This is a genomic window from Paracoccus zhejiangensis (genome assembly GCF_002847445.1).
Classification (GTDB): Bacteria; Pseudomonadota; Alphaproteobacteria; order Rhodobacterales; family Rhodobacteraceae; genus Paracoccus; species Paracoccus zhejiangensis.
In genome coordinates this window covers 1,469,843-1,493,414 of the sequence record NZ_CP025430.1, presented here as the reverse complement: position 1 = coordinate 1,493,414, position 23,572 = coordinate 1,469,843, and the positions used below count along the sequence as shown (strand labels likewise).

At 66.6% G+C, this 23,572-nt stretch carries 33 protein-coding genes, 1 tRNA gene and 1 riboswitch; of the genes, 16 read left to right on the top strand and 18 right to left on the bottom strand.

The window, feature by feature from the left end; translation table 11 throughout:
- Positions 1–170: 170 nt before the first annotated feature.
- On the top strand, positions 171–656 hold the full coding sequence (locus CX676_RS07400) for a DUF2087 domain-containing protein (protein ID WP_101754199.1): 486 nt from the start codon (positions 171–173) through the stop codon (positions 654–656).
- 183 nt (positions 657–839) lie between these two features.
- On the opposite strand, the gene CX676_RS07395 is transcribed toward CX676_RS07400, so the two are convergent.
- From CX676_RS07395 to CX676_RS07370, 6 genes are read right to left on the bottom strand one after another with little or no spacing between them, the layout of a single operon-like run.
- Entirely contained in the window at positions 840–1,508 is a 669-nt protein-coding gene (locus CX676_RS07395; RefSeq protein WP_101752051.1) for a glutathione S-transferase family protein, read from the bottom strand.
- Positions 1,505–2,188 carry a YceI family protein gene (locus CX676_RS07390; RefSeq protein ID WP_101752050.1) on the bottom strand — a complete coding sequence of 228 codons (684 nt, stop codon included), beginning with the start codon at positions 2,186–2,188 and terminating at the stop codon, positions 1,505–1,507. Before CX676_RS07390 ends, CX676_RS07395 begins: the two co-directional genes overlap by 4 nt.
- Before the next feature lie 11 nt (positions 2,189–2,199).
- Complete coding sequence (locus tag CX676_RS07385) at positions 2,200–2,667, bottom strand: VOC family protein (RefSeq protein WP_101752049.1); 468 nt, start codon at positions 2,665–2,667, stop codon at positions 2,200–2,202.
- The gene (locus CX676_RS07380) at positions 2,664–3,329 is read right to left on the bottom strand and encodes a glutathione S-transferase family protein (RefSeq protein WP_101752048.1); all 666 of its coding nucleotides are present in this window, start codon (positions 3,327–3,329) and stop codon (positions 2,664–2,666) included. Before CX676_RS07380 ends, CX676_RS07385 begins: the two co-directional genes overlap by 4 nt.
- Positions 3,326–4,120, bottom strand: a complete 795-nt coding sequence (locus tag CX676_RS07375; protein ID WP_101752047.1) for a VOC family protein — start codon at positions 4,118–4,120, stop codon at positions 3,326–3,328. The genes CX676_RS07380 and CX676_RS07375 overlap by 4 nt, the downstream gene beginning before the upstream one ends.
- Positions 4,121–4,167: 47 nt before the next feature.
- Positions 4,168–4,890, bottom strand: coding sequence for a DUF1428 domain-containing protein (locus CX676_RS07370; RefSeq protein ID WP_101752046.1), 723 nt, complete (start codon positions 4,888–4,890; stop codon positions 4,168–4,170).
- Between the two features lie 88 nt (positions 4,891–4,978).
- On the opposite strand from CX676_RS07370, the gene CX676_RS07365 reads away from it, so the two are divergent.
- Positions 4,979–5,638, top strand: coding sequence for a winged helix-turn-helix transcriptional regulator (locus CX676_RS07365; RefSeq protein WP_101752045.1), 660 nt, complete (start codon positions 4,979–4,981; stop codon positions 5,636–5,638).
- Here CX676_RS07365 and CX676_RS07360 read toward each other — a convergent pair.
- A complete protein-coding gene (locus CX676_RS07360; protein WP_101752044.1) occupies positions 5,629–6,093 on the bottom strand; it encodes an Lrp/AsnC family transcriptional regulator in 465 nt (154 codons plus the stop codon). The genes CX676_RS07365 and CX676_RS07360 overlap by 10 nt on opposite strands.
- A gap of 128 nt (positions 6,094–6,221) precedes the next feature.
- Between CX676_RS07360 and hppD the strand changes: the two genes are divergently transcribed.
- From hppD to CX676_RS07335, 5 genes are all read left to right on the top strand, one after another.
- The gene (hppD, locus tag CX676_RS07355) at positions 6,222–7,334 is read left to right on the top strand and encodes a 4-hydroxyphenylpyruvate dioxygenase (RefSeq protein ID WP_101752043.1); all 1,113 of its coding nucleotides are present in this window, start codon (positions 6,222–6,224) and stop codon (positions 7,332–7,334) included.
- A gap of 68 nt (positions 7,335–7,402) precedes the next feature.
- Positions 7,403–7,765, top strand: a complete 363-nt coding sequence (locus CX676_RS07350) for a Rieske (2Fe-2S) protein (RefSeq protein WP_101752042.1) — start codon at positions 7,403–7,405, stop codon at positions 7,763–7,765.
- Positions 7,766–7,875: 110 nt separating this feature from the next.
- Positions 7,876–8,256 carry a translation initiation factor 2 gene (locus CX676_RS07345; RefSeq protein ID WP_101754198.1) on the top strand — a complete coding sequence of 127 codons (381 nt, stop codon included), beginning with the start codon at positions 7,876–7,878 and terminating at the stop codon, positions 8,254–8,256.
- A gap of 112 nt (positions 8,257–8,368) precedes the next feature.
- Positions 8,369–9,142 (top strand): SDR family oxidoreductase, encoded by a 774-nt coding sequence (locus CX676_RS07340; protein ID WP_101752041.1) that lies wholly within the window; start codon positions 8,369–8,371, stop codon positions 9,140–9,142.
- Positions 9,139–9,423 (top strand): putative quinol monooxygenase, encoded by a 285-nt coding sequence (locus tag CX676_RS07335; RefSeq protein WP_157935871.1) that lies wholly within the window; start codon positions 9,139–9,141, stop codon positions 9,421–9,423. The genes CX676_RS07340 and CX676_RS07335 overlap by 4 nt, the downstream gene beginning before the upstream one ends.
- Here CX676_RS07335 and CX676_RS07330 read toward each other — a convergent pair.
- From CX676_RS07330 to CX676_RS07310, 5 genes are read right to left on the bottom strand one after another with little or no spacing between them, the layout of a single operon-like run.
- A complete protein-coding gene (locus CX676_RS07330; protein WP_101752039.1) occupies positions 9,420–10,046 on the bottom strand; it encodes an HAD-IA family hydrolase in 627 nt (208 codons plus the stop codon). The two genes, CX676_RS07335 and CX676_RS07330, sit on opposite strands and share 4 nt — an antisense overlap.
- Positions 10,043–10,528: a GNAT family N-acetyltransferase gene (locus CX676_RS07325; RefSeq protein ID WP_157935870.1), complete on the bottom strand. Its 486-nt coding sequence runs from the start codon at positions 10,526–10,528 to the stop codon at positions 10,043–10,045. Before CX676_RS07325 ends, CX676_RS07330 begins: the two co-directional genes overlap by 4 nt.
- On the bottom strand, positions 10,525–11,001 hold the full coding sequence (locus tag CX676_RS07320) for a DUF2948 family protein (protein WP_101752037.1): 477 nt from the start codon (positions 10,999–11,001) through the stop codon (positions 10,525–10,527). Before CX676_RS07320 ends, CX676_RS07325 begins: the two co-directional genes overlap by 4 nt.
- On the bottom strand, positions 10,994–12,280 hold the full coding sequence (murA, locus tag CX676_RS07315; protein WP_101752036.1) for a UDP-N-acetylglucosamine 1-carboxyvinyltransferase: 1,287 nt from the start codon (positions 12,278–12,280) through the stop codon (positions 10,994–10,996). Before murA ends, CX676_RS07320 begins: the two co-directional genes overlap by 8 nt.
- Positions 12,281–12,481, bottom strand: coding sequence for a hypothetical protein (locus tag CX676_RS07310; RefSeq protein WP_101752035.1), 201 nt, complete (start codon positions 12,479–12,481; stop codon positions 12,281–12,283). It abuts the gene before it with no gap.
- 162 nt (positions 12,482–12,643) lie between these two features.
- On the opposite strand from CX676_RS07310, the gene CX676_RS07305 reads away from it, so the two are divergent.
- The 4 genes from CX676_RS07305 to CX676_RS07290 all read left to right on the top strand — a co-directional run bounded on the left by CX676_RS07305 (position 12,644) and on the right by CX676_RS07290 (position 15,068).
- Positions 12,644–12,718, top strand: a tRNA-Thr gene (locus tag CX676_RS07305).
- 94 nt (positions 12,719–12,812) lie between these two features.
- Complete coding sequence (gene hisD, locus CX676_RS07300; protein WP_101752034.1) at positions 12,813–14,126, top strand: histidinol dehydrogenase; 1,314 nt, start codon at positions 12,813–12,815, stop codon at positions 14,124–14,126.
- Positions 14,123–14,605 carry a UPF0262 family protein gene (locus tag CX676_RS07295; RefSeq protein ID WP_101752033.1) on the top strand — a complete coding sequence of 161 codons (483 nt, stop codon included), beginning with the start codon at positions 14,123–14,125 and terminating at the stop codon, positions 14,603–14,605. The genes hisD and CX676_RS07295 overlap by 4 nt, the downstream gene beginning before the upstream one ends.
- Positions 14,606–14,609: 4 nt before the next feature.
- Positions 14,610–15,068: an arsenate-mycothiol transferase ArsC gene (locus tag CX676_RS07290; RefSeq protein ID WP_101752032.1), complete on the top strand. Its 459-nt coding sequence runs from the start codon at positions 14,610–14,612 to the stop codon at positions 15,066–15,068.
- A 164-nt stretch (positions 15,069–15,232) separates the two neighbouring features.
- Here the strand turns inward: CX676_RS07290 and CX676_RS07285 are convergent, their stop codons facing one another.
- Both CX676_RS07285 and CX676_RS07280 read right to left on the bottom strand, forming a co-directional pair.
- Entirely contained in the window at positions 15,233–16,150 is a 918-nt protein-coding gene (locus CX676_RS07285; protein ID WP_101752031.1) for a DMT family transporter, read from the bottom strand.
- A gap of 74 nt (positions 16,151–16,224) precedes the next feature.
- Positions 16,225–16,375: riboswitch (FMN riboswitch) on the bottom strand.
- Between the two features lie 55 nt (positions 16,376–16,430).
- The gene (locus CX676_RS07280; protein WP_101752030.1) at positions 16,431–16,664 is read right to left on the bottom strand and encodes a DUF1127 domain-containing protein; all 234 of its coding nucleotides are present in this window, start codon (positions 16,662–16,664) and stop codon (positions 16,431–16,433) included.
- A gap of 141 nt (positions 16,665–16,805) precedes the next feature.
- Between CX676_RS07280 and CX676_RS07275 the strand changes: the two genes are divergently transcribed.
- Positions 16,806–17,678 (top strand): LysR family transcriptional regulator, encoded by an 873-nt coding sequence (locus CX676_RS07275; RefSeq protein WP_101752029.1) that lies wholly within the window; start codon positions 16,806–16,808, stop codon positions 17,676–17,678.
- Between the two features lie 3 nt (positions 17,679–17,681).
- On the opposite strand, the gene dtd is transcribed toward CX676_RS07275, so the two are convergent.
- Genes dtd through CX676_RS07255 form a run of 4 tightly spaced genes read right to left on the bottom strand, consistent with a single transcriptional unit; the run spans position 17,682 to position 19,248 of the window.
- A complete protein-coding gene (gene dtd, locus CX676_RS07270) occupies positions 17,682–18,131 on the bottom strand; it encodes a D-aminoacyl-tRNA deacylase (RefSeq protein WP_101752028.1) in 450 nt (149 codons plus the stop codon).
- Positions 18,128–18,541 carry a DUF6691 family protein gene (locus tag CX676_RS07265; RefSeq protein ID WP_408634481.1) on the bottom strand — a complete coding sequence of 138 codons (414 nt, stop codon included), beginning with the start codon at positions 18,539–18,541 and terminating at the stop codon, positions 18,128–18,130. The genes dtd and CX676_RS07265 overlap by 4 nt, the downstream gene beginning before the upstream one ends.
- On the bottom strand, positions 18,541–18,966 hold the full coding sequence (locus CX676_RS07260) for a YeeE/YedE family protein (protein WP_101752027.1): 426 nt from the start codon (positions 18,964–18,966) through the stop codon (positions 18,541–18,543). The genes CX676_RS07265 and CX676_RS07260 overlap by 1 nt, the downstream gene beginning before the upstream one ends.
- A gap of 54 nt (positions 18,967–19,020) precedes the next feature.
- On the bottom strand, positions 19,021–19,248 hold the full coding sequence (locus tag CX676_RS07255) for a hypothetical protein (RefSeq protein WP_101752026.1): 228 nt from the start codon (positions 19,246–19,248) through the stop codon (positions 19,021–19,023).
- A 117-nt stretch (positions 19,249–19,365) separates the two neighbouring features.
- Here CX676_RS07255 and CX676_RS07250 point away from each other — a divergent pair, with 117 nt between their 5' ends.
- The 4 genes from CX676_RS07250 (at position 19,366) to CX676_RS07235 (ending at position 23,572) form a co-directional block, all read left to right on the top strand.
- On the top strand, positions 19,366–19,611 hold the full coding sequence (locus CX676_RS07250) for a DUF2312 domain-containing protein (protein ID WP_101752025.1): 246 nt from the start codon (positions 19,366–19,368) through the stop codon (positions 19,609–19,611).
- Between the two features lie 118 nt (positions 19,612–19,729).
- Positions 19,730–21,007, top strand: a complete 1,278-nt coding sequence (locus CX676_RS07245; protein WP_101752024.1) for an imelysin family protein — start codon at positions 19,730–19,732, stop codon at positions 21,005–21,007.
- A gap of 10 nt (positions 21,008–21,017) precedes the next feature.
- A complete protein-coding gene (locus CX676_RS07240; RefSeq protein WP_101752023.1) occupies positions 21,018–22,580 on the top strand; it encodes a di-heme oxidoreductase family protein in 1,563 nt (520 codons plus the stop codon).
- Positions 22,580–23,572, top strand: coding sequence for an imelysin family protein (locus CX676_RS07235; protein WP_101752022.1), 993 nt, complete (start codon positions 22,580–22,582; stop codon positions 23,570–23,572). The genes CX676_RS07240 and CX676_RS07235 overlap by 1 nt, the downstream gene beginning before the upstream one ends.

The following is a 23,572-nucleotide window of genomic DNA, read 5'->3' as shown; positions in this document are numbered from 1 at the left end:
GGCGGGGCTAGCCTGCCGCCACGGTCCGCAGTTCACCGAGGCGTCGCCGGCCATCTGGCCAAGCTGAACCTGTGCGAGAGATTGGACAGCCGCATCTTTTGCCGCGCGCTGACAAGGGCGACCATCGGCACCCCGCCTTGGGGTTTTCGCGTGGCTGGAAGGATGCCGCCATGACGCGTGATCTGAACGCCGTCTTCATCACTGACCTGTCGGGCTTTGCCCGCACGCTGGCCCGCGATCTGTCGGGGCAGGAAGTCCCCGGCCATCAGGCCATGCTGGCCCTGATCGCCCGCGCCGCCGGATTCAGGAACTACCAGCAGCTTCGGGCCGAGGCGCCCCGGCCCGCCGTCTCGAAATCGGTCGAGCGGGCGCTGCGCAATTTCGACACGCAGGGCCGGATGATCGCCTGGCCGGCGCAGACGAAACTGCAGGGCCTTTGCCTCTGGCGCTTCTGGGCCGGTCTGGCGCCGGGGCGTGATTACCGCGAAGCGGATCTGAACGCGGCGCTGAAGGAGTGGCACCTGTTCGGTGACCATGTGTTGCTGCGCCGATCGCTGATCGACCACCGGCTGGTCGAGCGCGCCACCGACGGCAGCTGGTATCGCCGCATCGAGCAAGCCCCGCCGCCCGAGGCGCTGGCGATGATCCGGGGGTGAGCGGAGCGCCCGGCCCGGAACAAGCGCGAAGCGCGCCGGGCCAGCGCCTGCCCGTCCGGGCGGGTAGGCGCTTTGGTGCGGCTGGTCCCGAGTTCCGGCAGGAGAGGGACTTGGCACCATAAAGCGCGCAGTCGGGCCGTTTGGGGCGCCTACCCACGGACAGGCGCTTGCCCTCTGCCGCGTTCAGCGAAACCGATCGGGCATCCGCTCGACAAAGGGGAACATGTCGAAATAAGGCTTTGCCTCGGCCAGCACCCTTGCGCAGGAAGGCCGTTCGAACAAGCGTTCGGCATAGCCCGTCAGCGCCGGAAAACCCTCGAACGGATGCAGGATGCCGGCATAGAACAGCGCCGGCATGGCGGCGCAATCGGCCATGCCGAACTCGCCAGCTGCCCAGTCCCGGCCCTGCAGATGCGCCTCGGCCGTCTTGTAAGCGGTGTCGAGCGTGGCGCGGGAGGCGGCGGCGATGGCAGGCTGCGCCTCGGCCGGCATGAAGAGATGCGACACGACGATCCGCTGCATCGGGTCATGGACATAGAGATCGAAGAACCGGTCCCACAGCCGCACCTGCCGCGCGGCATCCGGGTCGGCGGGGATCATCCGGCGCGGGCCGGGATGGTGCTGGTCGAGATAGTCGATGATGATCGAGGTCTCGGCCACGGTCTCGCCGCGCCCCTGATCGATCAGCGCCGGCATCTTGGCCACAGGCCAGACCCCGGTCATCAGCGCCTGATCCGCCGGATCACCCAGATCGATCAGCCGCGGGGTGAAGGCGGTGCCGTTCTCGTAAAGCGCGATCAGCACCTTCCAGCAGAACGAGGCCAGCGGGTGATAGTAAAGCGTCAGGCTCATGATTTCGGCGCGGGCTTGCGGGCGAATTCGGCGTCGATCTGGATCTCGATCGGGTCGGTGAAGAAGGCGTTCAGCCCATAGGCCTGCGGGTCGATGGTGGTCTCGGCATGCATCCCGATCAGATGGGCGAGAATCGGCAGGTCGTTTTCATCCCCGGTATAGCCCTCGCCGGCGCCGATCAGCGTCACGTCGAAGGTGGCGGGATGGGTCTGGCCCATGATGGTCAGATCGCCGGTGACGGTGCCGGCGGTATTGCTGACTGCATCAAATCCGGTGGCGGTGAAACTCGCCTCGGGATGGGCCTCCACGTTCAGGTAATCCGCGCCGGTCAGCGTTTCGGCAAAACCCGGATAGGGGTTGCTGATCGAGCCGGCCTGAACCGTCGCGGTTAGGGTGCTGGCAGCGGGATCCTCGGGGTTCCACTGAAGGCTGCCCGAGACAGTGTCAAAGCGGAAGACACTGACCGAGAAGTTCATATGCGGCACCCGGGCGATCACCGCCGTATGCGCCGGGTCGAGCACATAGGCGCCGGCACCCGCCGCGTGGTAATCGGGCTGGCCGCGCGGCACATCGGCGGGGGTGATGGCGGCGGGATCGACCGTCGCGGTGGTTTCGGCCCGTGCAAGGGCAGGGGCCAGCGCAAGGGACAGCGCCAGCAGCGGGGCAATGCGGGTCTTCATCAGTTATCCTTTCACTGGCCGTCAAAGGCCGCGCGCATCGTCGCAATGTCGAGCTTGGTCATCTTGTACATGGCCTGCCGCGCGCGTTCCGAGGCCTCGGGATCATCGGCAAAGGTCATCTCCATCACCGCGCGGGGGGTGATCTGCCACGACAGGCCCCAGCGATCGATCAGCCAGCCGCATTGGCTTTCCTGCCCGCCATCGGCGGTGAGGGCGTTCCACAGCCGGTCGGTCTCGGCCTGATCCTCGGTCAGGACCGAGATCGAGGCGGCGGGCGACAGGGTGAAATGCGGCCCGCCGTTAAGGATCATGTAGGGCGTGCCGGCGAGGTGGAAATTCACCACCAGCGCCGGGGTGTCGCCGCCCTGAAAGCCCACGGCCCCTTCGACGGCGCTGCCGGGGATCAGCGCGGTGTAGAAGGCGGCGGCAGCCGCGCCGTCCTTCTCCATCCAGAGGCAGGTGCGGACGGGAGAGGTCATGCCGGCGCCCCCTGCTTCTCGGCCTTGGCGCGGTCGGCATCGGTCCAATGCGCCATGTGATCGGCCATCGCCTTCTTGAAGCCCGGCCGCGCGGTGGCGCGGGCGACATAGGCTTTCAGCACCGGATGATCATCCAGCGCGCCATCGTCGCCGGCACCGCGCAGCACCTCGACCATCATCAGATCGGCAACCGAGAAGGTGTCGCCCACAAGCCAGTCGCGCCCTTCGAGCGCGGCAGCCAGTTGCGCAAGGCGGGGCTGAAGGCGCTTCATCGCTCGCTCGGCGGCGGCCTCGTCCTTGTCGAACAGTCCGGCGGTGACCCAAGCCATCACCTGCGGCTCGACGCTGTTCAGCGCGGCGATCAGCCATTGCGTCACCTCGGCCCTGCGCGACTCTGGCAGAAGCGCCGTGCCCTCTGCCAGATAAAGCGCGATGGCGCCGCTTTCGAACAGCGTCAGATCGCCATCCTTCAGCACCGGCACCTGCTCGAAGGGCTGCATCTCCCGATGGGCGGCAGATTTGGGTGAAACCGGCACGGTTTCGATGCGATAGGGAATGCCGGCCTCTTCGGCGGCCCAACGCGCGCGGATCTCGCGGACATAGCCCTGGGCAAAGGGTGGCACCCAGTCATAGGTGACGATGGTGACGGGCGCGCGGGTCATGGGGTGACCTCCTTCGGGCCGACCACGGCGAAATGCGCGCCCTGCGGGTCTTGCGCGATGGCGATGAAGGCGCCGCCCGGCACCTCTTGCGGGCCGTGGATGATCTGGCCGCCATTGGCGCTGATCCGGTCCATGGCTGCCGTCACGCCATTCGCGCCGAAATAGGGCAGCCAAGAGGTGAAGGGCGCATTGCCCAGGCCCATCATCCCGCCAATATCGGCACCGTTGTGCGAGAACAGCTGATAGGTGCCCATCTCGCCCATGTCGACAGGCGTCGATTTCTGCCAGCCGAAGAGACCGGAATAGAAGGCAAAGCCCGCCTCCGGGTCGCTCGACATCAGCTCGTTCCAGTTGCCATGCCCGGCCTTCTTCTGGTCGAAGGCGCCGGTCTCGTTGGCCTTGGCGATCTGTTCGGGCGTCATATTGCCGAGATCGGGCTGCAGGATGCCGAAGCGCCCACCCTGCGGATCGCCGACAATGGCGAAACGGCCGGTGCCGGGAATGTCCTCGGGGCCGACGAAATCCTTGCCGCCGGCCTTGAGGATGGCCTGCACCGTCGCGTCGCAATCATCGACGGCGAAATAGATCAACCAGTGCGGCGGCTGGTTGCCATCGGCATTGGCGAGGCCGGCGACCATGTCCTCCCCCGACTTCGCCAGCAGATAGTCGAAGCCGGGCACGCCCGCATCCTGCGCGGTCCAGCCCAGCACCTTGCCATAGAAATCTGCCGCTGCGGGGGAATCGCCGGATGTCAGCTCATACCAGCAGGGATTGCCTTGAAAGCTCGTCATGATCGCCTCCTCTTGATCAGGCGGTTGATCGGTCCCGAGACCGGATGTCAGGATTTCGCGGAATCGAAGATCGTGTCAAATCCCCCCCACATCATCCGCTTGCCGTCAAAGGGCATCTCGGGGAATTCCTGCCCCTCCATGTCGGCCTCCATCGATTTGGCGGCCGCGTCGCAGGTGGCGCGGTCGGGCCAGGCGATCCAGCTGAAGATCGGCGCCTCGCCCTCTTCGGCCAGGGTGGCGCGGTAGAAATCAGTCTTCTTGCCATGCGGCACGTCCACGCCCCAGCCCTCGATGGTGCCAAGCGCGCCATAGCCCTCGAACATCGACCAGGCCTCGCCCGCCATCTTGGTATAGGCGTCCTTGTTCTTCTCGGGCGCGGCCAGCGCGAAGCCCTGAACATAGGCCCCGCCATTCGGCTGCCCGGCCTCCCAGACCGGCTGGAAGCCGCCATAGATCATCCGGCTGCCATCGAAGGGCATATTGCCCATCGCCGCCATCTCGGGATCGCTCTGCATCTTCTCCCATGCCGCATCGGCGGCGGCCTTGTCGGGCCATTCGATCCAGGAAAACACGACCGTTTCGTCATCCTTGGCCGCGACCGCGCCCTGCAGGTCATTGACCTTGCCCTTGGGCACATCGGCGCCCCAGGTTTCGATCATCCGGGTCGCGCCATATTTCGAGAACAGACCCCAGGCCTGTTTCACATGATCAATATAGTCTTGCTTGTTAGCGGTGGGGACAGCCGCGATGGTGCCAAAATAATAGCTCATCAGAACCTCCTGTTGCCGGGGCGGAATCCCCGATCCGACTCGCATCCTGTCGCTTGCAGTATGAAAAAGCAACTGATAGTATGAAAATATGACCAAGAACGGCGAAACATCGCGCATCCGCTATGACGAGGGCTGCCTTGAGGCCCACGCCCTGAACGTCATCGGCGATCGATGGGCGCTGCTGGTGGTGCGCGAGCTGATGGTGGTGCCGAAGCGGTTTCAGGCGATCCGCGCCGGGATGCCGGGGATCACCGCCGGGGTGCTGACCCAGCGGCTGACGCAACTGATCGAGTCGGGCGTGGTCAGCCATGATCCTGACCTTGGGGTCTATGGGCTGACGCAATCGGGGCTGGCGCTGCATCCGGTGCTTATGGCGCTCTGCCATTGGGGCAGCCAGCATCAGGGCCATGACCCGCGCCGATTCATCAGCCCGACGGCGCTGATGCTGTCCATGTGCGCCAAAATCGACCGCGCCGCCGCCGCAGGGCAAGAGGTGGTCGCCGGTTTCGATATGGAGCGCGAGGCGTTCGAGCTGCGGATCTCGTCGGACGGGTCACTCACGGTGAAAGCCACCCGCAAACCCGAGGGCGATTTCCTCTTGCGCGGCAATGGCAACACGCTGGCCCGCGCGGTCTATGGACCCGAGCCGGTGGCGCGTCTGGCCGAGGCGGGGGTGATCGGGCTGATCGGCGATGCCGCGCGGGCGCAGGGTTTCGTGGATCTCTTCAGCCTGAACAATCAGGGCTGAAGCGCCAGCCCTTCCTCTTCCTTCAGCGTCTTCAGCACGATCTCGGACCGCACATGCGCCACCTGCGGATGCGGCAGCAGGTGCTGGTGAAGGAAGGCGGCGAAATCCTCGAGATCGCGGGCTCGCACGTCCAGAACGTAATCGGCATCGCCCGCGACCGAGAAGGCGGCGCGGATGTTCGGCTGCGTCTGGATGAAGCGGGCAAAGCTGTCATCGGTACCCTGTCCGTGGCTCTGCAGGTTCACCCTCGTGATGGCGCGCAGCCCGAAGCCCAAGCCCGCGGCGTTCAGCCGCGCTGCGTAGCCGAGGATTAGCCCGGCCTCTTCCAGAGCCGCCCGCCGGCGCGAGCACTGCGAGGGCGAGAGGTTGACCACCTCGGCCAGTGCCGCGTTGGTCATCGCCCCGTCGCGCTGCAATGCGGTCAGAATCGCAAGGTCAAAGCTGTCTATGGCCATTTCGTGCGCCAATCCGTCTCATGGTGCGAATTTCGTGCAATATGACCCGAAAACCGGCGAAAGATGCAAGCCCCATGCGCGGCCCCTGTGACATACTGTCGCCAAGCCGCAGATTGAGGAGTAGCGCCATGGGTCCCTTCCCGCATAACGCCCCGAAAGCCACCATCACCGCCGCCAACCCGGCCGGCACCGACGGGTTCGAGTTCGTCGAATTCGCCCATCCCCAGCCCGAGATCCTCGACCGCATTTTCCGCCAGATGGGTTTCGTTCCGGTGGCCAAGCACAAGACCAAGGACATCGTTCTCTATCGTCAGGGCGACATCAACTACCTGCTGAACGCCGATGCGGATGGCCATGCCGCCCAGTTCGTCAAGGATCACGGCCCCTGCGCCCCGGCCATGGCCTGGCGCGTGGTCGATGCGCAGCATGCGCTGAAACGCGCGGTCGAACTGGGCGCGGTGGAATATACCGGCCCCGGCAAGTCGCTGGACGTGCCGGCGGTGATCGGCATCGGCGGTTCGCTGCTCTACTTCGTCGACACCTATGGCGAAACCGGCAGCGCCTATGCGCGCGACTTCGACTGGCTGGGCGAGGTCAATCCGCGCCCCACGGGCTTCGGCTTCTTCTACCTCGACCACCTGACCCACAATGTCATCCGCGGGAACATGGACACCTGGTACAAGTTCTACCACGACGTGTTCAACTTCCGCGAAATCCGGTTCTTCGACATCAAGGGCAAGCAGACCGGCCTGACCAGCCGCGCCCTGACCAGCCCCGATGGCAAGATCCGGATCCCGATCAACGAAAGCGCCGACGAGAACAGCCAGATCGAGGAATATCTGAAGGAATACAAGGGCGAGGGCATCCAGCACATCGCGATTGCCTCGAATGACATCTATGCCGGCACCGATGCGATTTCCGCCGCCGGGATGGAATTCATGCCCGGGCCGCCCGCCGTCTATTACGACATGTCGAAAAAGCGCGTGACCGGCCATGAGGAACCGCTGGAGCGGATGAAGAAGCACGGCATCCTGATCGATGGCGAAGGCGTCGTCGGCGGCGGCGAGACCCGCATCCTGCTGCAGATCTTTTCCAAGACGGTGATCGGCCCGATCTTCTTCGAATTCATCCAGCGCAAGGGCGATGACGGTTTCGGCGAGGGCAATTTCCGCGCGCTGTTCGAATCGATCGAGGAAGACCAGGTTCGCCGCGGCGTGCTGAAGGCTGAACCCACCGCCTGATCGCATGTCGTAAACGGTATTTGCGCCCGGCCTTTGGTTCGGGCGCATTTTCATGACAGGAGCGACCCATGGCCTGGACCGATTACAGCACCGCCCCCGCACCCGGCACGCCCATCGCCACGCTCTCTGAGGTCAGCGGGGCAATGACGCTGATGCTGGACGGTCCGCAGGGCGAGTTCCCGCTGCTGCTGGTGCGCGCGGGCGAGGCCGTCCATGCCTATGTGAATGCCTGCCCGCATCAATACCTGCCGCTCGACTATCGCGGGCCGCAGATTCTCTCGGCAGACGGGGCCAAGCTGATGTGCACCGGCCACGGCGCGATGTTCGAGGCGGCGACGGGCGAGCCACTGTCAGGCGCCGATTGCGCGCTGGACCGGGTGCCGCTGGTGGTCGAGGGGGGACTGATCCTGATCGGCCAGGACGCGGGCTGAACTGAATCGGGTTAACATATCTGAAAGTACATAATAAAATTGGATCAGGTCAATTGTGATCACCGGGAGTTGAACATATAGGTTGCATCTCTGTTTATCGAGGGATGCTTATGATCAAGACAGTGATTGCAATTGGCACGGTGCTGGCCCTGGCCGGCTGCGCAACGATTACCCGCGGCAGCAAGGACGTGCTCATCGTCGAATCGACCCCGGCCGGGGCTCAGGTTCAGATGAGCAATGGCCAGACCTGCGATTCGACCCCCTGCACGTTCAAACTGCCCCGCAAGTCGGAACTGAATGTACTGGTCCAGAAGCAGGGCTGCAAGCCGCAGCAGATCCGCGTGACCAACAAGGTCGCCAATTCGGGCGGCGCGGCGATGGCGGGCAATGTCCTTGTCGGCGGCATCATCGGTGCGGGCGTCGATGCCAGCAGCGGCGCGATGCTGGATCTGGTGCCGAACCCGGTTGTTGCCAATCTCGAATGCCGCTGACCCGCGGTTGAGTTTGGCGAAGCCCCGGCCCTCTGGTCCGGGGCTTTTTCGTGGCTGGTCGACAATCACGGCGACGCATGCTCATCTGCCCCCGTCAGACACGGGAGGCAGCATGACGAGAACCATCCTCATCACCGGCGCGGGCTCGGGATTCGGCAAGGGCGTGGCGCTGGGGCTGGCCGAGGCGGGGCACAAGGTCATCGCGTCCTGCCAGATCTGGCCGCAGGTGACCGAGCTTCGGGCCGAGGCCGCGCAGCGGGGCCTGACCATGCAAGTCATCAAGCTGGACGTGCTCTCCGCGATCGACCGCGACCACGCGCTGGCGCTGGACTTCGACACGCTCTTCAACAATGCGGGCATCATGGAATCCGGGCCGGTGGCGGAACTTCCGCCCGAAATCGTCCGGCGCATCTTCGACACCAATGTTTTCGCGGCCCTCGAGATGGCGCAGGGCGCGGCGAAGAAGTTCATTCGCGCCGGGGCCGGGCGCATCGTCTGGACCTCGTCGGTGGCGGGTCTGGTCAAAGTGCCCTGGGACGGGGCCTATTCCGCCAGCAAATTCGCCGTCGAGGGCTTCTGCCTCGCGCTGCGTGAAGAACTGGCCCCCTATGGCGTCGAGGTCTGCACCATCAATCCCGGCGCCTATCGCACCGGCTTCAACGATACCGGGATGGAGGCGCAGGACCAATGGTGGGGGCACGGCGAGCGGGTGATGGATCACTGGCCGGTGCGCGAACTGACCCGGCAGGCCGATCCCGCCGAGATGATCGCGGCGATGATCCGGGTGCTGACCGAGGCCAATCCGCCCTATCGCACGGTGCTGCCGAAAGCCGCCCATGACATGGCCCGGCGCGAGCAGCAGGAGGAATGGGAGCGGCAGTTGTGAGCGGTCCGGTTCATGTCACCGCCCGCTTCCGCGCCCGCGCCGGTCAGGCCGGGGCGTTGATCCCGCTGCTTCGTGCACTGGCCGAGCACAGCCGGGGCGAGTCGGGCTGCCTCGGCTATGACTACCTGCAGAACGGCGATCTCTTCACCTCGGTCGAGATCTGGGCCACGCCCGAGGCCGAGCGCGCCCATAACCAGACGGAATTTCTCGACGCGCAACTGGTGAAGATCCTGCCGCTGCTGGACGGCAAGCCCGAGGTGATCCGCTGGCAGCGGATCTAGGCGCCGAAATCCAGCCGGATGTCGGGGCCGGGCAGCCGGGTCACGCCCGTATAATCGGCAATGCTGGCGGCACTGCCGGTGGCGCCGCCAAGGCCGACGCTCGGCATTCCGGCGTCTTTTGCCGAGGCGAGGCCGGCGGTCGAATCCTCGAAGGCCAGCATCCGGTCGGGCGCGAGGCCAAAGGCCTGCGCCGCCCGGGTGAAGGGTTCGGGATCGGGCTTCGGATGGGTCACGTCATCGGCGGTGATGACGATGCCGGGCAGGGGCAGCCCGCAGATACCTATCCAGCGCCGCGCCAGATCGGACGGCGCGGATGTGACCAGCGCCCATTCGTCAGGGTCGAGGCGCGCCAGCAATTCCGGCGCACCGGCCATCGGGCGCAAGAGATGCTCCAGCGCCGGCAGCCGGTCCAGCACCCATTGCCCCTCGGTCATCAGCTCGGCCTCAGGGGCGAAATGGGCGATGATCCGGTGCAGCGGACGGCCATGGCAGAAATGGATGACCGCCGCAGGGTTTAGCCCCCGGCGCTCAGCCCATTCGGTCCATGACGCGGCGATGACCGGGCCGGAATCGACCAATGTGCCGTCCATGTCAAAGGCCAGCGCCTCGGCGGAGAGGATCATGGCAGGCTTCTCAGCATCTCGATCTCGGGGTTGTCCGGGCTGTTGCTCGGCTCGTGCCGGTCGGAGGGGCGGAACCCAAGCCGGCGATAGAGCGCCTGCGCATGGGCCGCCCGATCCCGGACATTCAGGCCGATCGAGGTCATGCCCTGCGCCGCCGCATCGGCGATGGCGGCGCGGATGGCGGTTTCGGCAAAGCCCCGGCCACGCGCCTCGGGCCGGGCATAGACCGACAGAAGCCAGCCCCGCTGGTCATCGCTCGGGTCCAGACCCGCCTGCCAGGCGGCGACCGCCAGCGGCTCGCCCTCGGTCCGGCCAGCCGCGAAGGTGGGGACGTTGGCCAGCCGTTCGGCGAAATCCGCAAGCGGTCGGTCCTGCCAGTCGTCCAGCGTCGAGCCAAAGGCCTCGGGCGCATCGATCAGCGCCGCAAGCCGGATGGCGCGCCATTCCGCGGCGCGTTCGGGATCAAGCCGCCAGACTCTCATTCCGGGTGATGCGGTGCCTTGCCCGAGGGCGCGACATAGGGCCGGGTCACGTCGCGCAGGTCGAGATTGATGCATTCCACATCCGCTGCCAGCGTGCCGTCGCCGGCGAATTCCAGCAGCAGCCGCCCGGTGCCATCCGCACCCGGTTGCCAATCGATCGTCAGCAGTTCCAGAACCGTGTCGGCATCGCGGCTGAGCCCGTCGCTTTGCAACTTGAGCACGTCATTGACGATCAGCAGCGCCCGGACCCGCTCGAACTCGCGCTTCTCGCGCCGCGCGGCCTCGGCATCTTCCCACCGGAAGCGATTGATCAGCAGCGCCAGACGTCGGGCCTTGCTGTCATAGCTGAGTTCGTTCGCCGGCAGGATCGCGTCCTGCACCAGCGCCGAGATCACCCTCAGATCGGCCTCGCCCTCGGCCTTCAGCGCCAGCGGGCTGTCCGGCCCGGCATCAAAGAAGCCCGCATCAGCCATGGGCGGCCTCGCCTTCCTTCACCCGCTCGATCTTGGCGCCGACGCCGCGCAGCTTGCGCACGACATGCTCATAGCCGCGATCAAGGTGATAGACGCGGCTGACGATGGTTTCGCCCTCTGCCGCCAGGCCGGCGAGAATCAGGCTGACCGAGGCGCGCAGATCGGTCGCCATGACCGGCGCGCCTTTCAGCTTGCTGACCCCGGTGACGGTGGCATGGCCGCCATGAACCTCGATCCTGGCGCCCATCCGCGCCAGTTCGGGCGCGTGCATGAACCGGTTCTCGAAGATGGTTTCCTCGAGCACGCTGGTGCCTTCGGCAGTGCACATCAGCGCCATCATCTGCGCCTGCAGATCGGTAGGGAAGCCGGGGAAGGGTTCGGTCTTTACGTCCACGGCCTTGATGCGGCCATTCTTGCGCGCGACCTTGATGCCGCGATTGGTCTGCTCGACCGAGACCCCGGCCTCGTCCAACTTCTCGCAGAAGGCGCCCAGCAGATCGATCCGGCCGCCGAGGCATTCGACCTCGCCGCCGCAGATGGCAGGCGCCAGCATGTAGGTGCCCAACTCGATCCGGTCGGTGACGACCGGGTGGGTCGCGCCATGCAGGGCATCGACGCCCTCGATGGTGATGGTGCCGGTGGTCTCGCCCTCGATCCGCGCGCCCATGCGACGCAGGCATTCTGCCAGATCGACGATCTCGGGTTCGCGCGCGGCATTCTTCAGCACCGTGGTGCCGCGCGCCAGCGTGGCGGCCAGCAAAGCGTTCTCGGTCGCGCCGACCGAGACGATCGGGAAGTCGATCACCGCACCGCGCAAGCCCCCCGAGGGCGCCTTGGCGTTCACATAGCCCTCGCGCAGGTCCAGTTCCGCGCCCATCGCCTCCAGCGCCCGCAGATGCAGGTCCACCGGCCGCGCGCCGATGGCGCAGCCACCGGGCAGCGAGACCTCGGCATGGCCATAGCGCGCCAGAAGCGGACCCAGCACCAGGATCGAGGCGCGCATCTTGCGCACGATGTCATATTCGGCCCGCTGGCTGGTCAGGTCATGGCTCGACAGCGCCAGCACCGTGCCGTCCTGCAGAGAGGCTACCTCGGCGCCGAGACTGCGCAGCAGTTCGGTCATGGTGCGGATATCCGACAGCCGCGGGGCATTGGTCAGCGTAAGCGGCTGATCCGTCAACAGCGTCGCCGGCATCAGCGTCAGGCAGGCATTCTTGGCCCCGGCAATCGGGATCTCGCCATTCAGCGCCCCGTTGCCCGTCACGATGATCTGATCCATCTACTCGTCCCCTTCCGGCTTGCCGGTTATCTGGTCGTCCGGCTCGGCCTGACTGTGTTCCATATCGGTCTGCGCATCGGCCCGCTGATCGGTCCGCGCCCGCGCCTGCGCCTTGCGCTTGGCCAGGTTGGCCCTCAGCGCCGCCCGCAGGCGGTCCTCGCGGCTGTTCTTGCTCTGGCCTGTCTCGTGCTTCCCGTTCATCCGCCCCTGTTAACGATCAGGCCGCCGACAGTCCAGTTTTGAACGCGACACAGACCCGGCGTGACCCAAGGTCAGCAACGGTCAGCCGACGCCTTCCGGCAAAAATTCGCACACGAGGCCCTTGCGCCGCGTCGCCGCTTTGTCTAAACGCCCCTCCACGATGCTGTGGTAGCTCAGTGGTAGAGCACTCCCTTGGTAAGGGAGAGGTCGAGAGTTCAATCCTCTCTCACAGCACCAGACCCCCCACACCCTCCGAAACGCCTCGCCTGCACGCGCCCGCTTGAGGCCCCTCGCGCATGGCGCTAACAAGGCCGAAGCGCAGGAGCGGACGATGCCGATCACACTGAACACCTCGGATGCGGATTTCGACGCGGGTTTCACCCGGATGCTGTCGATGAAGCGCGAGGATTCGGCCGATGTGAATACGGCCGTCGCGGCGATCATCGATGATGTGCGTGCCCGTGGCGACCAGGCGCTCTGCGAACTGACCGCGCGGTTTGACCGGCTGGAGCTGACGCCGGAGGCGCTGCGCTTCACGCCCGACGAGATCGAGGCCGAAATCGCCCGGGTCAGCGACGAGGATCGCGCCGCCCTGACCATGGCGGCCGAGCGTATCCGTGCCTATCACGCCAGGCAGATGCCCGAGGATGCCAGTTGGACCGATCCCGAGGGCGCGACCCTTGGCTGGCGCTGGACGCCGGTGTCGGCGGCCGGGCTTTACGTGCCGGGCGGGCTGGCCTCTTATCCCTCATCGGTGCTGATGAACGCCATTCCCGCGCGGGTCGCCGGGGTCGAGCGGCTTGTGATCTGCGTGCCGACACCGGATGGCGTGGTCAATCCGCTGGTCCTCTTGGCAGCGAAGCTGGCCGGGGTCGAGGAGATCTACCGCATCGGCGGGGCGCAGGCGATTGCCGCGCTGGCCCATGGCACCAGGACGATCGCGCCGGTCGACAAGATCACCGGGCCGGGCAATGCCTATGTTGCGGCGGCCAAGCGGCAGGTCTTCGGCAAGGTCGGGATCGACATGATCGCCGGCCCGTCGGAGGTGCTGATCATCGCCGAGGGCGCGCAGAACCCCGACTGGATCGCGCTCGATCTGCTGGCGCAGGCCGAGCATGATGCCGATGCGCAATCGATCCTGATCACCACCGATCCCACGCTGGCCCATGCGGTCGCGGGCGCGGTGGACCGCATCCTGCCGACGCTGCCGCGCGCCGAGATCGCCGGGGCCAGCTGGCGCGACTATGGCACGCTGATCATCGCCCGCGATCTGGACGAGGCGGCGCGCCTGTCGAACCGCATCGCGCCCGAGCATCTGGAGCTGGTGGTCGACGATCCCGAGGCGCTGGCCCTGAAATGCGTCCATGCCGGGGCGATCTTCCTTGGCGCGCATACGCCCGAGGCCGTCGGCGATTATGTCAGCGGCCCGAACCATGTCCTGCCCACCGCCCGCTCGGCCCGGTTTTCCTCGGGCCTGTCGGTGCTGGATTTCCTGAAACGCACCACCATCGCCCGGCTGACCCCCGGCGCGCTGGCCGCCATCGGCCCGGCTGCCGTGCGGCTGGCGGGGGCCGAAGGGCTGCAGGCGCATGGCGCCTCGGTTCAGGCACGGCTGGAGCTGCTGAACGAAAGGAGCGGGGGATGAGCCGTCTCTGCAAGATCGAGATCGACGACAGCGGCGTCCCGCCCGCGACCCCCGAGATGGAGCAGGAGCGCAAGGTCGCGGTCTTCGATCTGCTCGAGGATAACAGCTTCGAGGTGCCGGGCCGCGACGGCCAACCGGTCCCCGCCGGGCCCTATCTGCTGGATCTCGCCATCCGCGAGGGGCGGCTGGTCTTTGACTTGACCAACGAGGGGGCCGAGAAGGTGGCCGAGTTCCACCTGTCGCTGGGTCCCTTCCGGCAGGTGGTGAAGGATTATTTCCAGATCTGCGAAAGCTATTTCGACGCGGTGAAGCGGCTGCAGCCGGCCCAGATCGAGGCCATCGACATGGCCCGGCGCGGCATCCACAACGAAGGCGCGCGCACCCTGCAGGAACGGCTGGAGGGCAAGGCGACGCTGGATATCGACACGGCGCGGCGGCTGTTCACGCTGATCTGCGCCCTGATCCCGCAGAAGGTCTGAGGACATGGCGGCAGACATCCCCGGCTCGGTGCTGTTCTGCTGCGACCATAACGCCATCCGCTCGCCCATGGCCGAGGGGATGATGAAGAAGTTCTATGGTCGCGCCGCCTATGTGCAATCGGCAGGGGTGAAGAACGATCTGGAGATCGACGGCTTCGCCGTGGCGGTCTGCAACGAGATCGGCGTGACGCTGAACAACCACCGCACCCGCAGCTTCGAGGAAATGAAGGCCTGGGGCGACGACCTGGGCGGGTTCGACCTGGTGGTGGCGCTGTCGCCGGCCAGCCAGCGGCTGGCGCTGGAACTGACGCGGGTGTTCCATCTCGACGTGGAATACTGGCCGATCATGGACCCGACCGGCATGGCCGAGGGGCGCGACGCCAAGCTGAACATGTATCGGCAGGTGCGCGACCAGATCCGCCGGATGATGATCCAGCGATTCGGGGAACCGACGGCGCTGTGACCTCTCGAGGCAGGACCCGGCCCGGGGACAAGGGCGAAGCCCGCCCGGGCCAGCGACCGACCGCCCCCTGGGCGGACGCTTTTTCACCGCCCCGCGCCGAACAGTCGTTCGATGTGGCGGCACCATAAACTGCCCCGAGCAATCGCCTCAGCGTCTCCCCGCGGTCAGCCGCCGGCCCTCTCACGCGTCAGGCGGTGGCCTATGCCACGCCTCTCCCGCGCCAGCAACCACAGCGACGCGCCCACGATCAGCGCCGATCCCAGCCACATGCTGCCCGGCGGCACGAAGCCAAAGACCAGCGCGCCGAGGCCGACATTGAAGGCCAGCTTCACATGGTCGAAGGGCTGCAGGAAGGCGGCATCCGCCGTGGCATAGGCCCGCGCCAGCGCGTACTGCGCCAGTGCCGTCAGCAAACCGGCGACGACCAGTGCCGCAATGGCCGGGGCCGAGGCGATGGCAAGCCCACCCGCCTCGGGCATCAGCGCCAGCCCCAGATTGAGCGGCGTCAGCAGCGCCAGCAGATACAGCGTCAGCGTCTCGGGCGATTCGGTGGCGGTCATGCGCTTGGTCATCAGCGAGGCCGCCGCCCAGAGCGCCGCCGCCCCGATGGGCGCGAAGGCCCAGAGGGTGAAGCCGTCCGACCAGGGCGACAGGATCACCGCGCCTCCGACGAACCCGGTCAGCACCGCGATCCAGCGCGCGGGCGTCACCTCTTCGCGCAGCAAGAGGCCGGCCCCGGCGGTGACGAAGAAGGGCGACAGCATGATCAGCGCGATGGCCTGCCAGATCGGCACATGCGCCAGCCCCAGCGTCCAGAGCTGCACCCCGCCCACCGCGAAGGCCACGCGCAAGAGATGCGCGCCGGGCCGGGCCGTGGCAAAGCCCTTCAGCCCGATCCCCTGCCAGGGCAGCAGGACCAAGAGCGCGATGAAATATTGCCAGAAGGTCGCCGTGGGGGCCGAGACGCCCAGCATCATGGTGACGTATTGCAGCAGCGTGTTGACGCAGGCGAAGCCCGCTCCGGCCCCGATCATCAGCGCCGCGCCGGTCATGGCAGGCTGTCCGCTTGCAGAAAGTCGCATCGATTAGGCCCCCTTCGTCATATCCGTCACGCAGGGGGCAATGGGCAAAATCCCGCGCCTGTGGCGCAGGGGAATGCCGCTCTCTCTCATCCGGACTGTGACCGTCGGCCCTGGAGTTGCACCAGATCTGCTGACCCCCGGCCTTGTGCGGCCGGGGCGCTCGCGGGCTTTGCGGGCAGGCCGCTTACCGCCGGTGGGGAATTTCGCCCCGCCCCAAGAGTGACGCGGCCAACCATGGCCGCGCCTTCCAGATAGGGCCGGGCAGGGCGGCTGGCAAGGCTCAGCGCCGGGCGTAGAAATGTTCGGGGGCGTCCCACATGCTGCGCCGGATCTCCTCGTCCACCTGTTCGCGGGTCAGGCCGACGTCCTGCAGCTGCTCATCGGTCAGCTTCGACAGGTCGATGCGGGTCTTGCGGACGTCGAAGGCAGTCAGGATACGCTCCAGCCAGTTCGGCCGGGGGATGATCCCCTGTCCCGTCACGACGCGCAGCATGGCGGCTGATTTCTGTGCCATCGTTCAATCCTCCTGATACCTGACATCATCAACAAAGATGAATGGTTTCTTTGAATCCATCTTCATTGCTGATAAGATGGCATCTGGAGAGTCATTCGTAAAATGAATGATTTTGATTTCATCGATCAAAGAGGTTGAGCAATGCGCAATCTGGATATCGCCACCCTCCGCTCTCTGCAGGCGGTGGCGGAACATGGGGCGGTGACCCGCGCCGCCGAGTCGCTGAACATGACGCAAAGCGCCATGTCGATGCAGATCAAGCGGCTGGAAGAGGTGTTCGAGCGGCCCTTGCTGGAAAAGCAGGGACGGGGCGTGGTGCTGACCGATTTCGCCAGGCTTCTTCTGACCGAAAGCCGCAAGCTGGTGGCGCTGAACGATGGCATCATCGCCCGCTTTACCGGGGTCAAGCCGGAATGCCGCTTGCGGGTCGGGCTGACCACCGACTGGCCGATGCTGCATTTCACCCAAGCCGTGCGCGAGTTTCGCAAGGCCCATCCCGAGGTCGAGGTGGTGCTGTCGGACGGGGTCAGCATCGAATTGCGAAAACAGTTCGAGCGGGACGAGCTGGACGTGATCCTGACCACCGAACTCGATTGCGGTGCGGGCGGCATCCAGCTTTACGAGATCGATCTGGTCTGGATGGGCGCGGTGGGCGGCAAGGCCTGGCGCGAACGACCGCTGAAGCTGACCAATTCGCTGAACTGCGCTTTCCTCAAGGGCGCCATCGCGCGGCTCGAGGCGGCGGGGATTGCCTGGGAACATGCTTCGGGCGTCGGCGGCTGCGAGCGGAACCTGATGCTGTCGGCGGCCGATCAGGGGGTGAACACCTTCCTGCGCCAGATCCCGCGCGAGGGGCTGGAGCCGATCGACCATGGCGGCGCTCTGCCGCCCCTGCCGCGCAGCAGCCTGAACATGTACCTGACCTGCGGCCCGGTCTCGGCGCTGGCCAGTGAGTTCGGCCGCTACCTGCGCCGCGCCGTGCAGGAGGAAAAGCTGGAGCAGGAGGCGGCGTAAGCCCTATCGCGGCGCTTCGGTATCCAGCCAGATGGTCACCGGCCCGTCATTGACCAGCTCGACCGCCATGTCGGCGCCGAACGCGCCGGTCTCGACGGGCAGGCCCAGATTGCGCAGGGCCTGCGCGAAGTGCTCGTAAAGCCGCTTGCCGTCTTCGGGCGCGGCGGCGGCAGAGAAGCCGGGGCGGTTGCCACTGGAATTGTCGGCGGCCAGCGTGAACTGGCTGACCACCAGGCAGCCGCCGCCCACATCCGTCACCGAGCGGTTCATCTTGCCCGCGTCGTCGCGGAAGATGCGCAGCTTTGAAATGCGCGCCGCCAGCTTTTCCGCCGTCGCCTCGTCATCGCCGCGCATGGCGCAGGCGAGGATCATCAGCCCCGCTCCGGTCTGGCCGATGATCTTGCCCTCGACCGTCACCGAAGCGCGGCTGACCCGTTGCAACAAGGCTCTCATGCGCGGCCTCTCCCATATCCATAGATCATCATGGCAGCGACCATAGCGGCGAAGAAGGCCCAGAAGGGCAGCCCGCCAATGCCGAGCGTGGCCATCGACGGACCGGGGCAGAGGCCCGAGAGACCCCAGCCCAGCCCGAACAGCGCCGAGCCAAGGACCAGTTTTCTGTCGATGCGCGGGGCAGGGGGCTCTGGAAAGGGCGTGCCGCTGACCGAGGCCCGCCGCCGCGCCGCGATCCGCCAGGCGATCGCCATGGGGATGATCGCGCCCGCCAGCACGAAACCGAGCGTCGGATCCCAGTTGCCAAAGACATCCAGCCAGCCCCGCACCTTTTCCGGCTGGGTCATGCCCGAGACCAGCAATCCCGCCCCGAACAGCCCGCCCGCCAGCGCCGCAAAGACCAGCCGCATCACGGCGCCCACCCGAGCGCGCGGGCGATCAGCACCGCGAGGCCTCCGGTGAGAAGATAGATCAGCGTGGCGACGATGCCCCGCAACGACAGGCGCGAGATGCCGCAGACGCCATGCCCCGAGGTGCAGCCATTGGCCATCCGTGTGCCGATGCCGACCAGCAGCCCGGCCAGAACCATGACGCCCAGCCCGGCCACCGGCAGGGCCGGTCCACCGATGCCGGCGCGTGACAGAAGGGCGGGAACTAGGATCAGCGCGGCGATGAAGACCGCGCGCTCGGGCGCATTCGCCCGGCCCGATCCATCGATCAGCCCGCCCAGCAAACCGCTGGCCCCCATGATCCGGCCGTTCAGCAACAGGAACATGGCGGCCGCAAGGCCGATCATCAGCCCGCCGATCAGACCGGCAATCCAGTCAGGGTCCATCTGCACCTCGCGCAAAGCGTTCGGGTGACAGGTTTAGGCCGATCGGTGCCAGTTTCAACTGCCGAGAAAGATCCCCAGCACCACCGCCATCAGCCCGATGGTCGAGGCGCCAAGCGCGGCCATGTTGACCATCAGCACGCGGCGCATCTTGTCCTTCAGCGCGGCATCATCCAGCCCCGCCTTGCGCGCCCGCGCCACCGTCGCGATGCACCACATCAGCAGCACCACGCCCAGCATGGTCAGCGCCGCACCGCCCCAGATCAGCCAATCGAATATCGTCATTCAGCGCCCCCTTGCGCCTTGGCCCTAGCCCCGATTGCACGGCGCGGCAAGACCGCCTATGCCTGCCCCCCGACGAGCCCGCGACGAGGCAGCAACCGAACCGGAGAGAAGATCAAGATGACCGACCCCTATAACGTGACCGCCGACGAGCTGCGCCAGTTCATCGAACGCATCGAGCATCTGGAAGCGGAAAAGAAGGACATCGGCGAGCAGGTCAAGGAAGTCTATGCCGAGCTGAAGGGCCGTGGCTATGACAGCAAGGCGATCCGCAAGCTGGTGACGCTGCGGAAGAAATCGGCCGACGAGCGGCAGGAAGAGGACGCCATCCTCGAGCTCTACAAGCAGGCGCTCGGCATGGTCTGAGCCGGCGCGGGCCCTGCGACACTTTTCCGATTGTTTCCCTTGGTCTATCCGATTGACAAATCTGAGGTCTTCGCTCAGGTTTTCGCGGATTGCCCCGAGTCCTTCGGAAGGAAAGCTCATGTCCCGCACCCGTTTCTCCCGCCCGCTGCTGCTGGCCGTTGCCCCCGTGCTGATGCTGGGCGGGGCTGCCTGGTCGGCCGAACCCGCCGAGGTTCTGGCGACCTATGCCGACATTGCCGAGGCCGGCTATGGCGACAGCCTGACCACCGCGCAGGCGCTGCGCGATGCGGTGGCGGCGCTGGTCGAGGCCCCGTCCGAGGAAACGCTGGCGGCGGCGCGCGAGGCCTGGCTCGCCGCCCGCGTTCCCTATCAGCAGACCGAGGCCTTCCGTTTCGGGAACCCGATCGTCGATGACTGGGAGGGCAAGGTGAATGCCTGGCCGCTGGACGAGGGGCTGATCGACTATGTCGATGCCGCCTATGGCGGGGCGACGGACGAGAACGATTACGCGGTGCTGAACGTCATCGCCTCGCCGACCTTCGAGCTGTCGGGCGAAGAGATCGACGCCACCACGATCACGCCCGAGCTGCTGCAGGACAAGCTGCACGAGGCGGCTTCGGTCGAGGCCAATGTCGCCACCGGCTATCACGCCATCGAATTCCTGCTCTGGGGGCAGGATCTGAACGGCACCGGCCCGGGCGCGGGCAACCGCCCCTTCACCGATTACGCCGCGAGCGATGCCTGCACCAACGGCAATTGCGACCGGCGTGGGCAATATCTGGTTGCCGCGACCGATCTTCTGATCTCGGATCTCGACTGGATGGCGCAGCAATGGGCCGAAGGCGGCGCGGCGCGGACGGCCGTCACCGCCGATCCGCAGGCCGGGCTGGCCACCATCCTCACCGGCATGGGCAGCCTCTCCTATGGCGAGCTGGCGGGCGAGCGGATCCGGCTTGGGCTGATGCTGAACGATCCCGAGGAAGAACATGACTGCTTCTCGGACAATACCGTGAACAGCCATTACTATGACGGGCTGGGCATCCGGAACGTCTACCTGGGCCAGTACGAGCGCGTCGATGGCAGCACGGTCCGCGGCCCCTCGCTGTCGGAACTGGTCGCCGCCGCCGATCCGGCGGTGGACACGCAGCTGAAGACCGAGCTTGATGCCAGCGTCGCGGCACTGGACGGGCTGCGCGAGGCGGCCAAGGGCGGCATGGCCTATGACCAGATGCTGGCACCCGGCAATGCCGAGGGCGAAAAGCTGATCATGGCGGCGGTGGACAGCCTGATCACCCAGACCCGCTCGATCGAGCGGGCGGTGACGGCGCTGGGTCTGGCCGATCTGTCGCTGGAAGGTTCGGACAGCCTCGACAATCCCGAGGCGGTGTTCCAGTAAACCGCGCATCATGCGTCTGACCTCTGGACTAACCCTCGCCCTTCTTGCCGCGCTGAGCCTGCCGCTTGGCGCGGAGCCGGTGGCGGGCGGCGACCCGCTGGCCGCTGATCCGCACCTGCAGGCGCTGCCGCGCACCGCACCCGAGGCCGAGCGCATCGCCCGCGTGACCGCGCCGACCACGGATTTCTCGGCCCCCGAGAAGTTCGAATCCAATCCCGGCGGCGGCGGCACCGTGCGGGTGCTGCCCACTGCCGATGCCTTCTCGCAATTTTCGGCCAATCTCAGTTTCGAGGACGAACTTCGTTTCAAGCTGGGCAACGGGTTATTCCGCAAGCTCTGGGTCTCGTCTCCCTCGTCAACGCTGGCCTCGGACGGGCTGGGGCCGCTGTATAATTCGCGCGGCTGCCAGTCCTGCCACCTGAAGGACGGGCGCGGCCAACCGCCCTTGCCCGACGAGGCCGGCGCGCATTCGATGCTGCTGCGCCTGTCCGTTCCCGCCGAGGCGGCCACGGGCGAGGTGGCGGACTACCTCGCCAGCCGCGACGGCACGCCGCTTGAACCCGCCGCGCCGCATCCGGCCTATGGCAGCCAGCTGCAACCCCTGGCCACGCCCGGCAAGGCGCCCGAGGGGCAGGTGGCGGTGTCCTGGACCGAGGAACCCTTCACCTTTCCCGATGGCGAGACCGCCAGCCTCTTGCGCCCCGACTGGCGCATCGATGATCTTCATTATGGACCGCTTGGCGATGGGGTGATGATCAGCCCCCGGGTCGCGCCGCAGATGATCGGGCTGGGTCTGGTCGAGGCGATCCCGGCGGGGGACATTCTGGCGGGCGAGGACCCCGAGGATGCCGATGGCGATGGCGTTTCGGGTCGGGCGGCGGTGGTGAAAAGCCCCGAATATGACCGGCTGATGCTGGGCCGCTTTGGGCTGAAGGCCGGGGCCGCCACCATCCGCGAACAATCCGCCGCCGCCTTTTCCGGCGATATCGGCATCTCGACGCCGCTGTTCCCCGATCCTTGGGGCGAATGCAGCGTGGTCGAGGCCGAATGCCGCGCGGGACCGCATGGCGACAAGGATGCGCGCGGCACCGAGATCGACGAGGAGGGACTGTCGCTCGTCGCCTTCTACTCGCGCAACCTCGCCGTGCCCGCCCGCCGCGATGTGGACGACCCCGAGGTTCTGGCCGGCAAGAAGCTGTTCTATGACTCGGGCTGCATCGCCTGCCACCGGCCGAAATTCGTCACCAGCCGGATGAGCGACCGGCCCGAGCAGAGCTTTCAGCTGATCTGGCCCTATTCCGATTTCCTGCTGCATGACATGGGCGAGGCTCTGGCCGACAACCGCCCCGAGGGCCGCGCGACCGGGCAGGAATGGCGCACCCCGCCGCTCTGGGGCGTCGGGCTGACCCAGCAGGTCAGCGGTCATAGCCGCTTTCTTCACGACGGCCGGGCGCGTAACCTGACCGAGGCGGTGCTGTGGCATGGCGGCGAGGCCGAGGCAGCGCGAGAGCGTTTCGTCACCCTGCCGGCCAAGGATCGCGCCGCGCTGATCCGCTTTCTGGGAAGTCTCTGATGCCTGGTACCAAGACATTCTTCCTCGCGGCGGGACTGGCCCTGTCGCTAGCCGCACCCGCAAGCGCCGATCTGGCCCGCGCGGTCGAGACGCAGATCCTGCCGGGCTATTCCGCGCTGGCCAGCACCACGCAGGCGCTGGCCGAGGCGACGGCGGCAAGCTGCGATCCGGCGGCGATCCGGCCCGCCTATGGCGCGGCTTTTGACGCCTGGATGCAGGTCGGTCATCTGCGGCTTGGCCCCGGCGAACTGGCGGCGATCACCATCGCCTTCTGGCCCGATACCCGCTCGGCCACACCGCGCGCACTGAACCGGATGATCGCCGATCAGGACCCGCTTGGCACCGATCCGGCGGAATATGTGCAGGTCTCGGCGGCGGCGCGGGGGTTCTTTGCGCTCGATACGCTGGTCTTTGACCCGGACCCCGCCGGCGATCCCGCCTATCGTTGCGCCCTGACCGCCACGGTGGCCGCCGATCTGGCAGCGCAGGCCAAGGCGCTGGACGCGGGCTGGCGCGAAGGCTTTGCCGCCACGCTGACCACGGCGGGAGAGGCGGGCAACAGCACCTATCTGGCCCCTGAAGAGGCGGTGCAGGCGCTTTATACCCAGCTTCTGGCCGGGCTCGAATTCACCGAGGATCAGCGCCTTGCCCGGCCCTTGGACAGTTTCGACAAGCCCCATCCTAAGCGCGCCGAGGCCTGGCGCTCGGCCCGGTCGCTGCCGAATATCCGCGCCTCGCTGAAGGCGCAGCGGGCGCTGGCAGTCGCGCTGGCCGATGCGCCGATCCCGCTGACCGAGGCCGCTTTTGACGCGGCAGATGCGGCGGCCAGTGTGGTGGTCGATCCCGGCTTTCAGGACATCACCGATGCGCAGGCCTGGTTCCGCGCCGATGTGCTGCGCCAGCGGGTGCTGGAGATCCGGCAGGCGGTCGAGGCGGAGCTGGGCGCGCAGCTTGGCGTTGCCGCCGGCTTCAACTCGGCGGATGGCGACTGA

Coding starts and splice junctions, on each gene's coding strand:
- CX676_RS07235 (WP_101752022.1), top strand. CDS start 22,580: ATGCCTGGTACCAAGACATTCTTCCTCGCGGCGGGACTGGCCCTGTCG.
- murA (WP_101752036.1), bottom strand. CDS start 12,280: ATGGATCAGATCATCGTGACGGGCAACGGGGCGCTGAATGGCGAGATC.
- CX676_RS07250 (WP_101752025.1), top strand. CDS start 19,366: ATGACCGACCCCTATAACGTGACCGCCGACGAGCTGCGCCAGTTCATC.
- CX676_RS07255 (WP_101752026.1), bottom strand. CDS start 19,248: ATGACGATATTCGATTGGCTGATCTGGGGCGGTGCGGCGCTGACCATG.
- CX676_RS07385 (WP_101752049.1), bottom strand. CDS start 2,667: ATGACCTCTCCCGTCCGCACCTGCCTCTGGATGGAGAAGGACGGCGCG.
- CX676_RS07395 (WP_101752051.1), bottom strand. CDS start 1,508: ATGAGCCTGACGCTTTACTATCACCCGCTGGCCTCGTTCTGCTGGAAG.
- CX676_RS07330 (WP_101752039.1), bottom strand. CDS start 10,046: ATGATCCTCTCCGCCGAGGCGCTGGCCTTTGACATGGACGGCACATTG.
- CX676_RS07240 (WP_101752023.1), top strand. CDS start 21,018: ATGCGTCTGACCTCTGGACTAACCCTCGCCCTTCTTGCCGCGCTGAGC.
- CX676_RS07325 (WP_157935870.1), bottom strand. CDS start 10,528: ATGAGAGTCTGGCGGCTTGATCCCGAACGCGCCGCGGAATGGCGCGCC.
- CX676_RS07290 (WP_101752032.1), top strand. CDS start 14,610: ATGGCGGCAGACATCCCCGGCTCGGTGCTGTTCTGCTGCGACCATAAC.
- CX676_RS07400 (WP_101754199.1), top strand. CDS start 171: ATGACGCGTGATCTGAACGCCGTCTTCATCACTGACCTGTCGGGCTTT.
- CX676_RS07320 (WP_101752037.1), bottom strand. CDS start 11,001: ATGGCTGATGCGGGCTTCTTTGATGCCGGGCCGGACAGCCCGCTGGCG.
- CX676_RS07370 (WP_101752046.1), bottom strand. CDS start 4,890: ATGAGCTATTATTTTGGCACCATCGCGGCTGTCCCCACCGCTAACAAG.
- CX676_RS07265 (WP_408634481.1), bottom strand. CDS start 18,541: ATGCGGCTGGTCTTTGCGGCGCTGGCGGGCGGGCTGTTCGGGGCGGGA.
- CX676_RS07275 (WP_101752029.1), top strand. CDS start 16,806: ATGCGCAATCTGGATATCGCCACCCTCCGCTCTCTGCAGGCGGTGGCG.
- CX676_RS07345 (WP_101754198.1), top strand. CDS start 7,876: ATGATCAAGACAGTGATTGCAATTGGCACGGTGCTGGCCCTGGCCGGC.
- CX676_RS07380 (WP_101752048.1), bottom strand. CDS start 3,329: ATGACCCGCGCGCCCGTCACCATCGTCACCTATGACTGGGTGCCACCC.
- CX676_RS07340 (WP_101752041.1), top strand. CDS start 8,369: ATGACGAGAACCATCCTCATCACCGGCGCGGGCTCGGGATTCGGCAAG.
- CX676_RS07390 (WP_101752050.1), bottom strand. CDS start 2,188: ATGAAGACCCGCATTGCCCCGCTGCTGGCGCTGTCCCTTGCGCTGGCC.
- CX676_RS07360 (WP_101752044.1), bottom strand. CDS start 6,093: ATGGCCATAGACAGCTTTGACCTTGCGATTCTGACCGCATTGCAGCGC.
- CX676_RS07375 (WP_101752047.1), bottom strand. CDS start 4,120: ATGACGAGCTTTCAAGGCAATCCCTGCTGGTATGAGCTGACATCCGGC.
- CX676_RS07245 (WP_101752024.1), top strand. CDS start 19,730: ATGTCCCGCACCCGTTTCTCCCGCCCGCTGCTGCTGGCCGTTGCCCCC.
- CX676_RS07280 (WP_101752030.1), bottom strand. CDS start 16,664: ATGGCACAGAAATCAGCCGCCATGCTGCGCGTCGTGACGGGACAGGGG.
- CX676_RS07365 (WP_101752045.1), top strand. CDS start 4,979: ATGACCAAGAACGGCGAAACATCGCGCATCCGCTATGACGAGGGCTGC.
- hppD (WP_101752043.1), top strand. CDS start 6,222: ATGGGTCCCTTCCCGCATAACGCCCCGAAAGCCACCATCACCGCCGCC.
- CX676_RS07295 (WP_101752033.1), top strand. CDS start 14,123: ATGAGCCGTCTCTGCAAGATCGAGATCGACGACAGCGGCGTCCCGCCC.
- dtd (WP_101752028.1), bottom strand. CDS start 18,131: ATGAGAGCCTTGTTGCAACGGGTCAGCCGCGCTTCGGTGACGGTCGAG.
- CX676_RS07350 (WP_101752042.1), top strand. CDS start 7,403: ATGGCCTGGACCGATTACAGCACCGCCCCCGCACCCGGCACGCCCATC.
- CX676_RS07285 (WP_101752031.1), bottom strand. CDS start 16,150: ATGCGACTTTCTGCAAGCGGACAGCCTGCCATGACCGGCGCGGCGCTG.
- CX676_RS07310 (WP_101752035.1), bottom strand. CDS start 12,481: ATGAACGGGAAGCACGAGACAGGCCAGAGCAAGAACAGCCGCGAGGAC.
- CX676_RS07260 (WP_101752027.1), bottom strand. CDS start 18,966: ATGGACCCTGACTGGATTGCCGGTCTGATCGGCGGGCTGATGATCGGC.
- hisD (WP_101752034.1), top strand. CDS start 12,813: ATGCCGATCACACTGAACACCTCGGATGCGGATTTCGACGCGGGTTTC.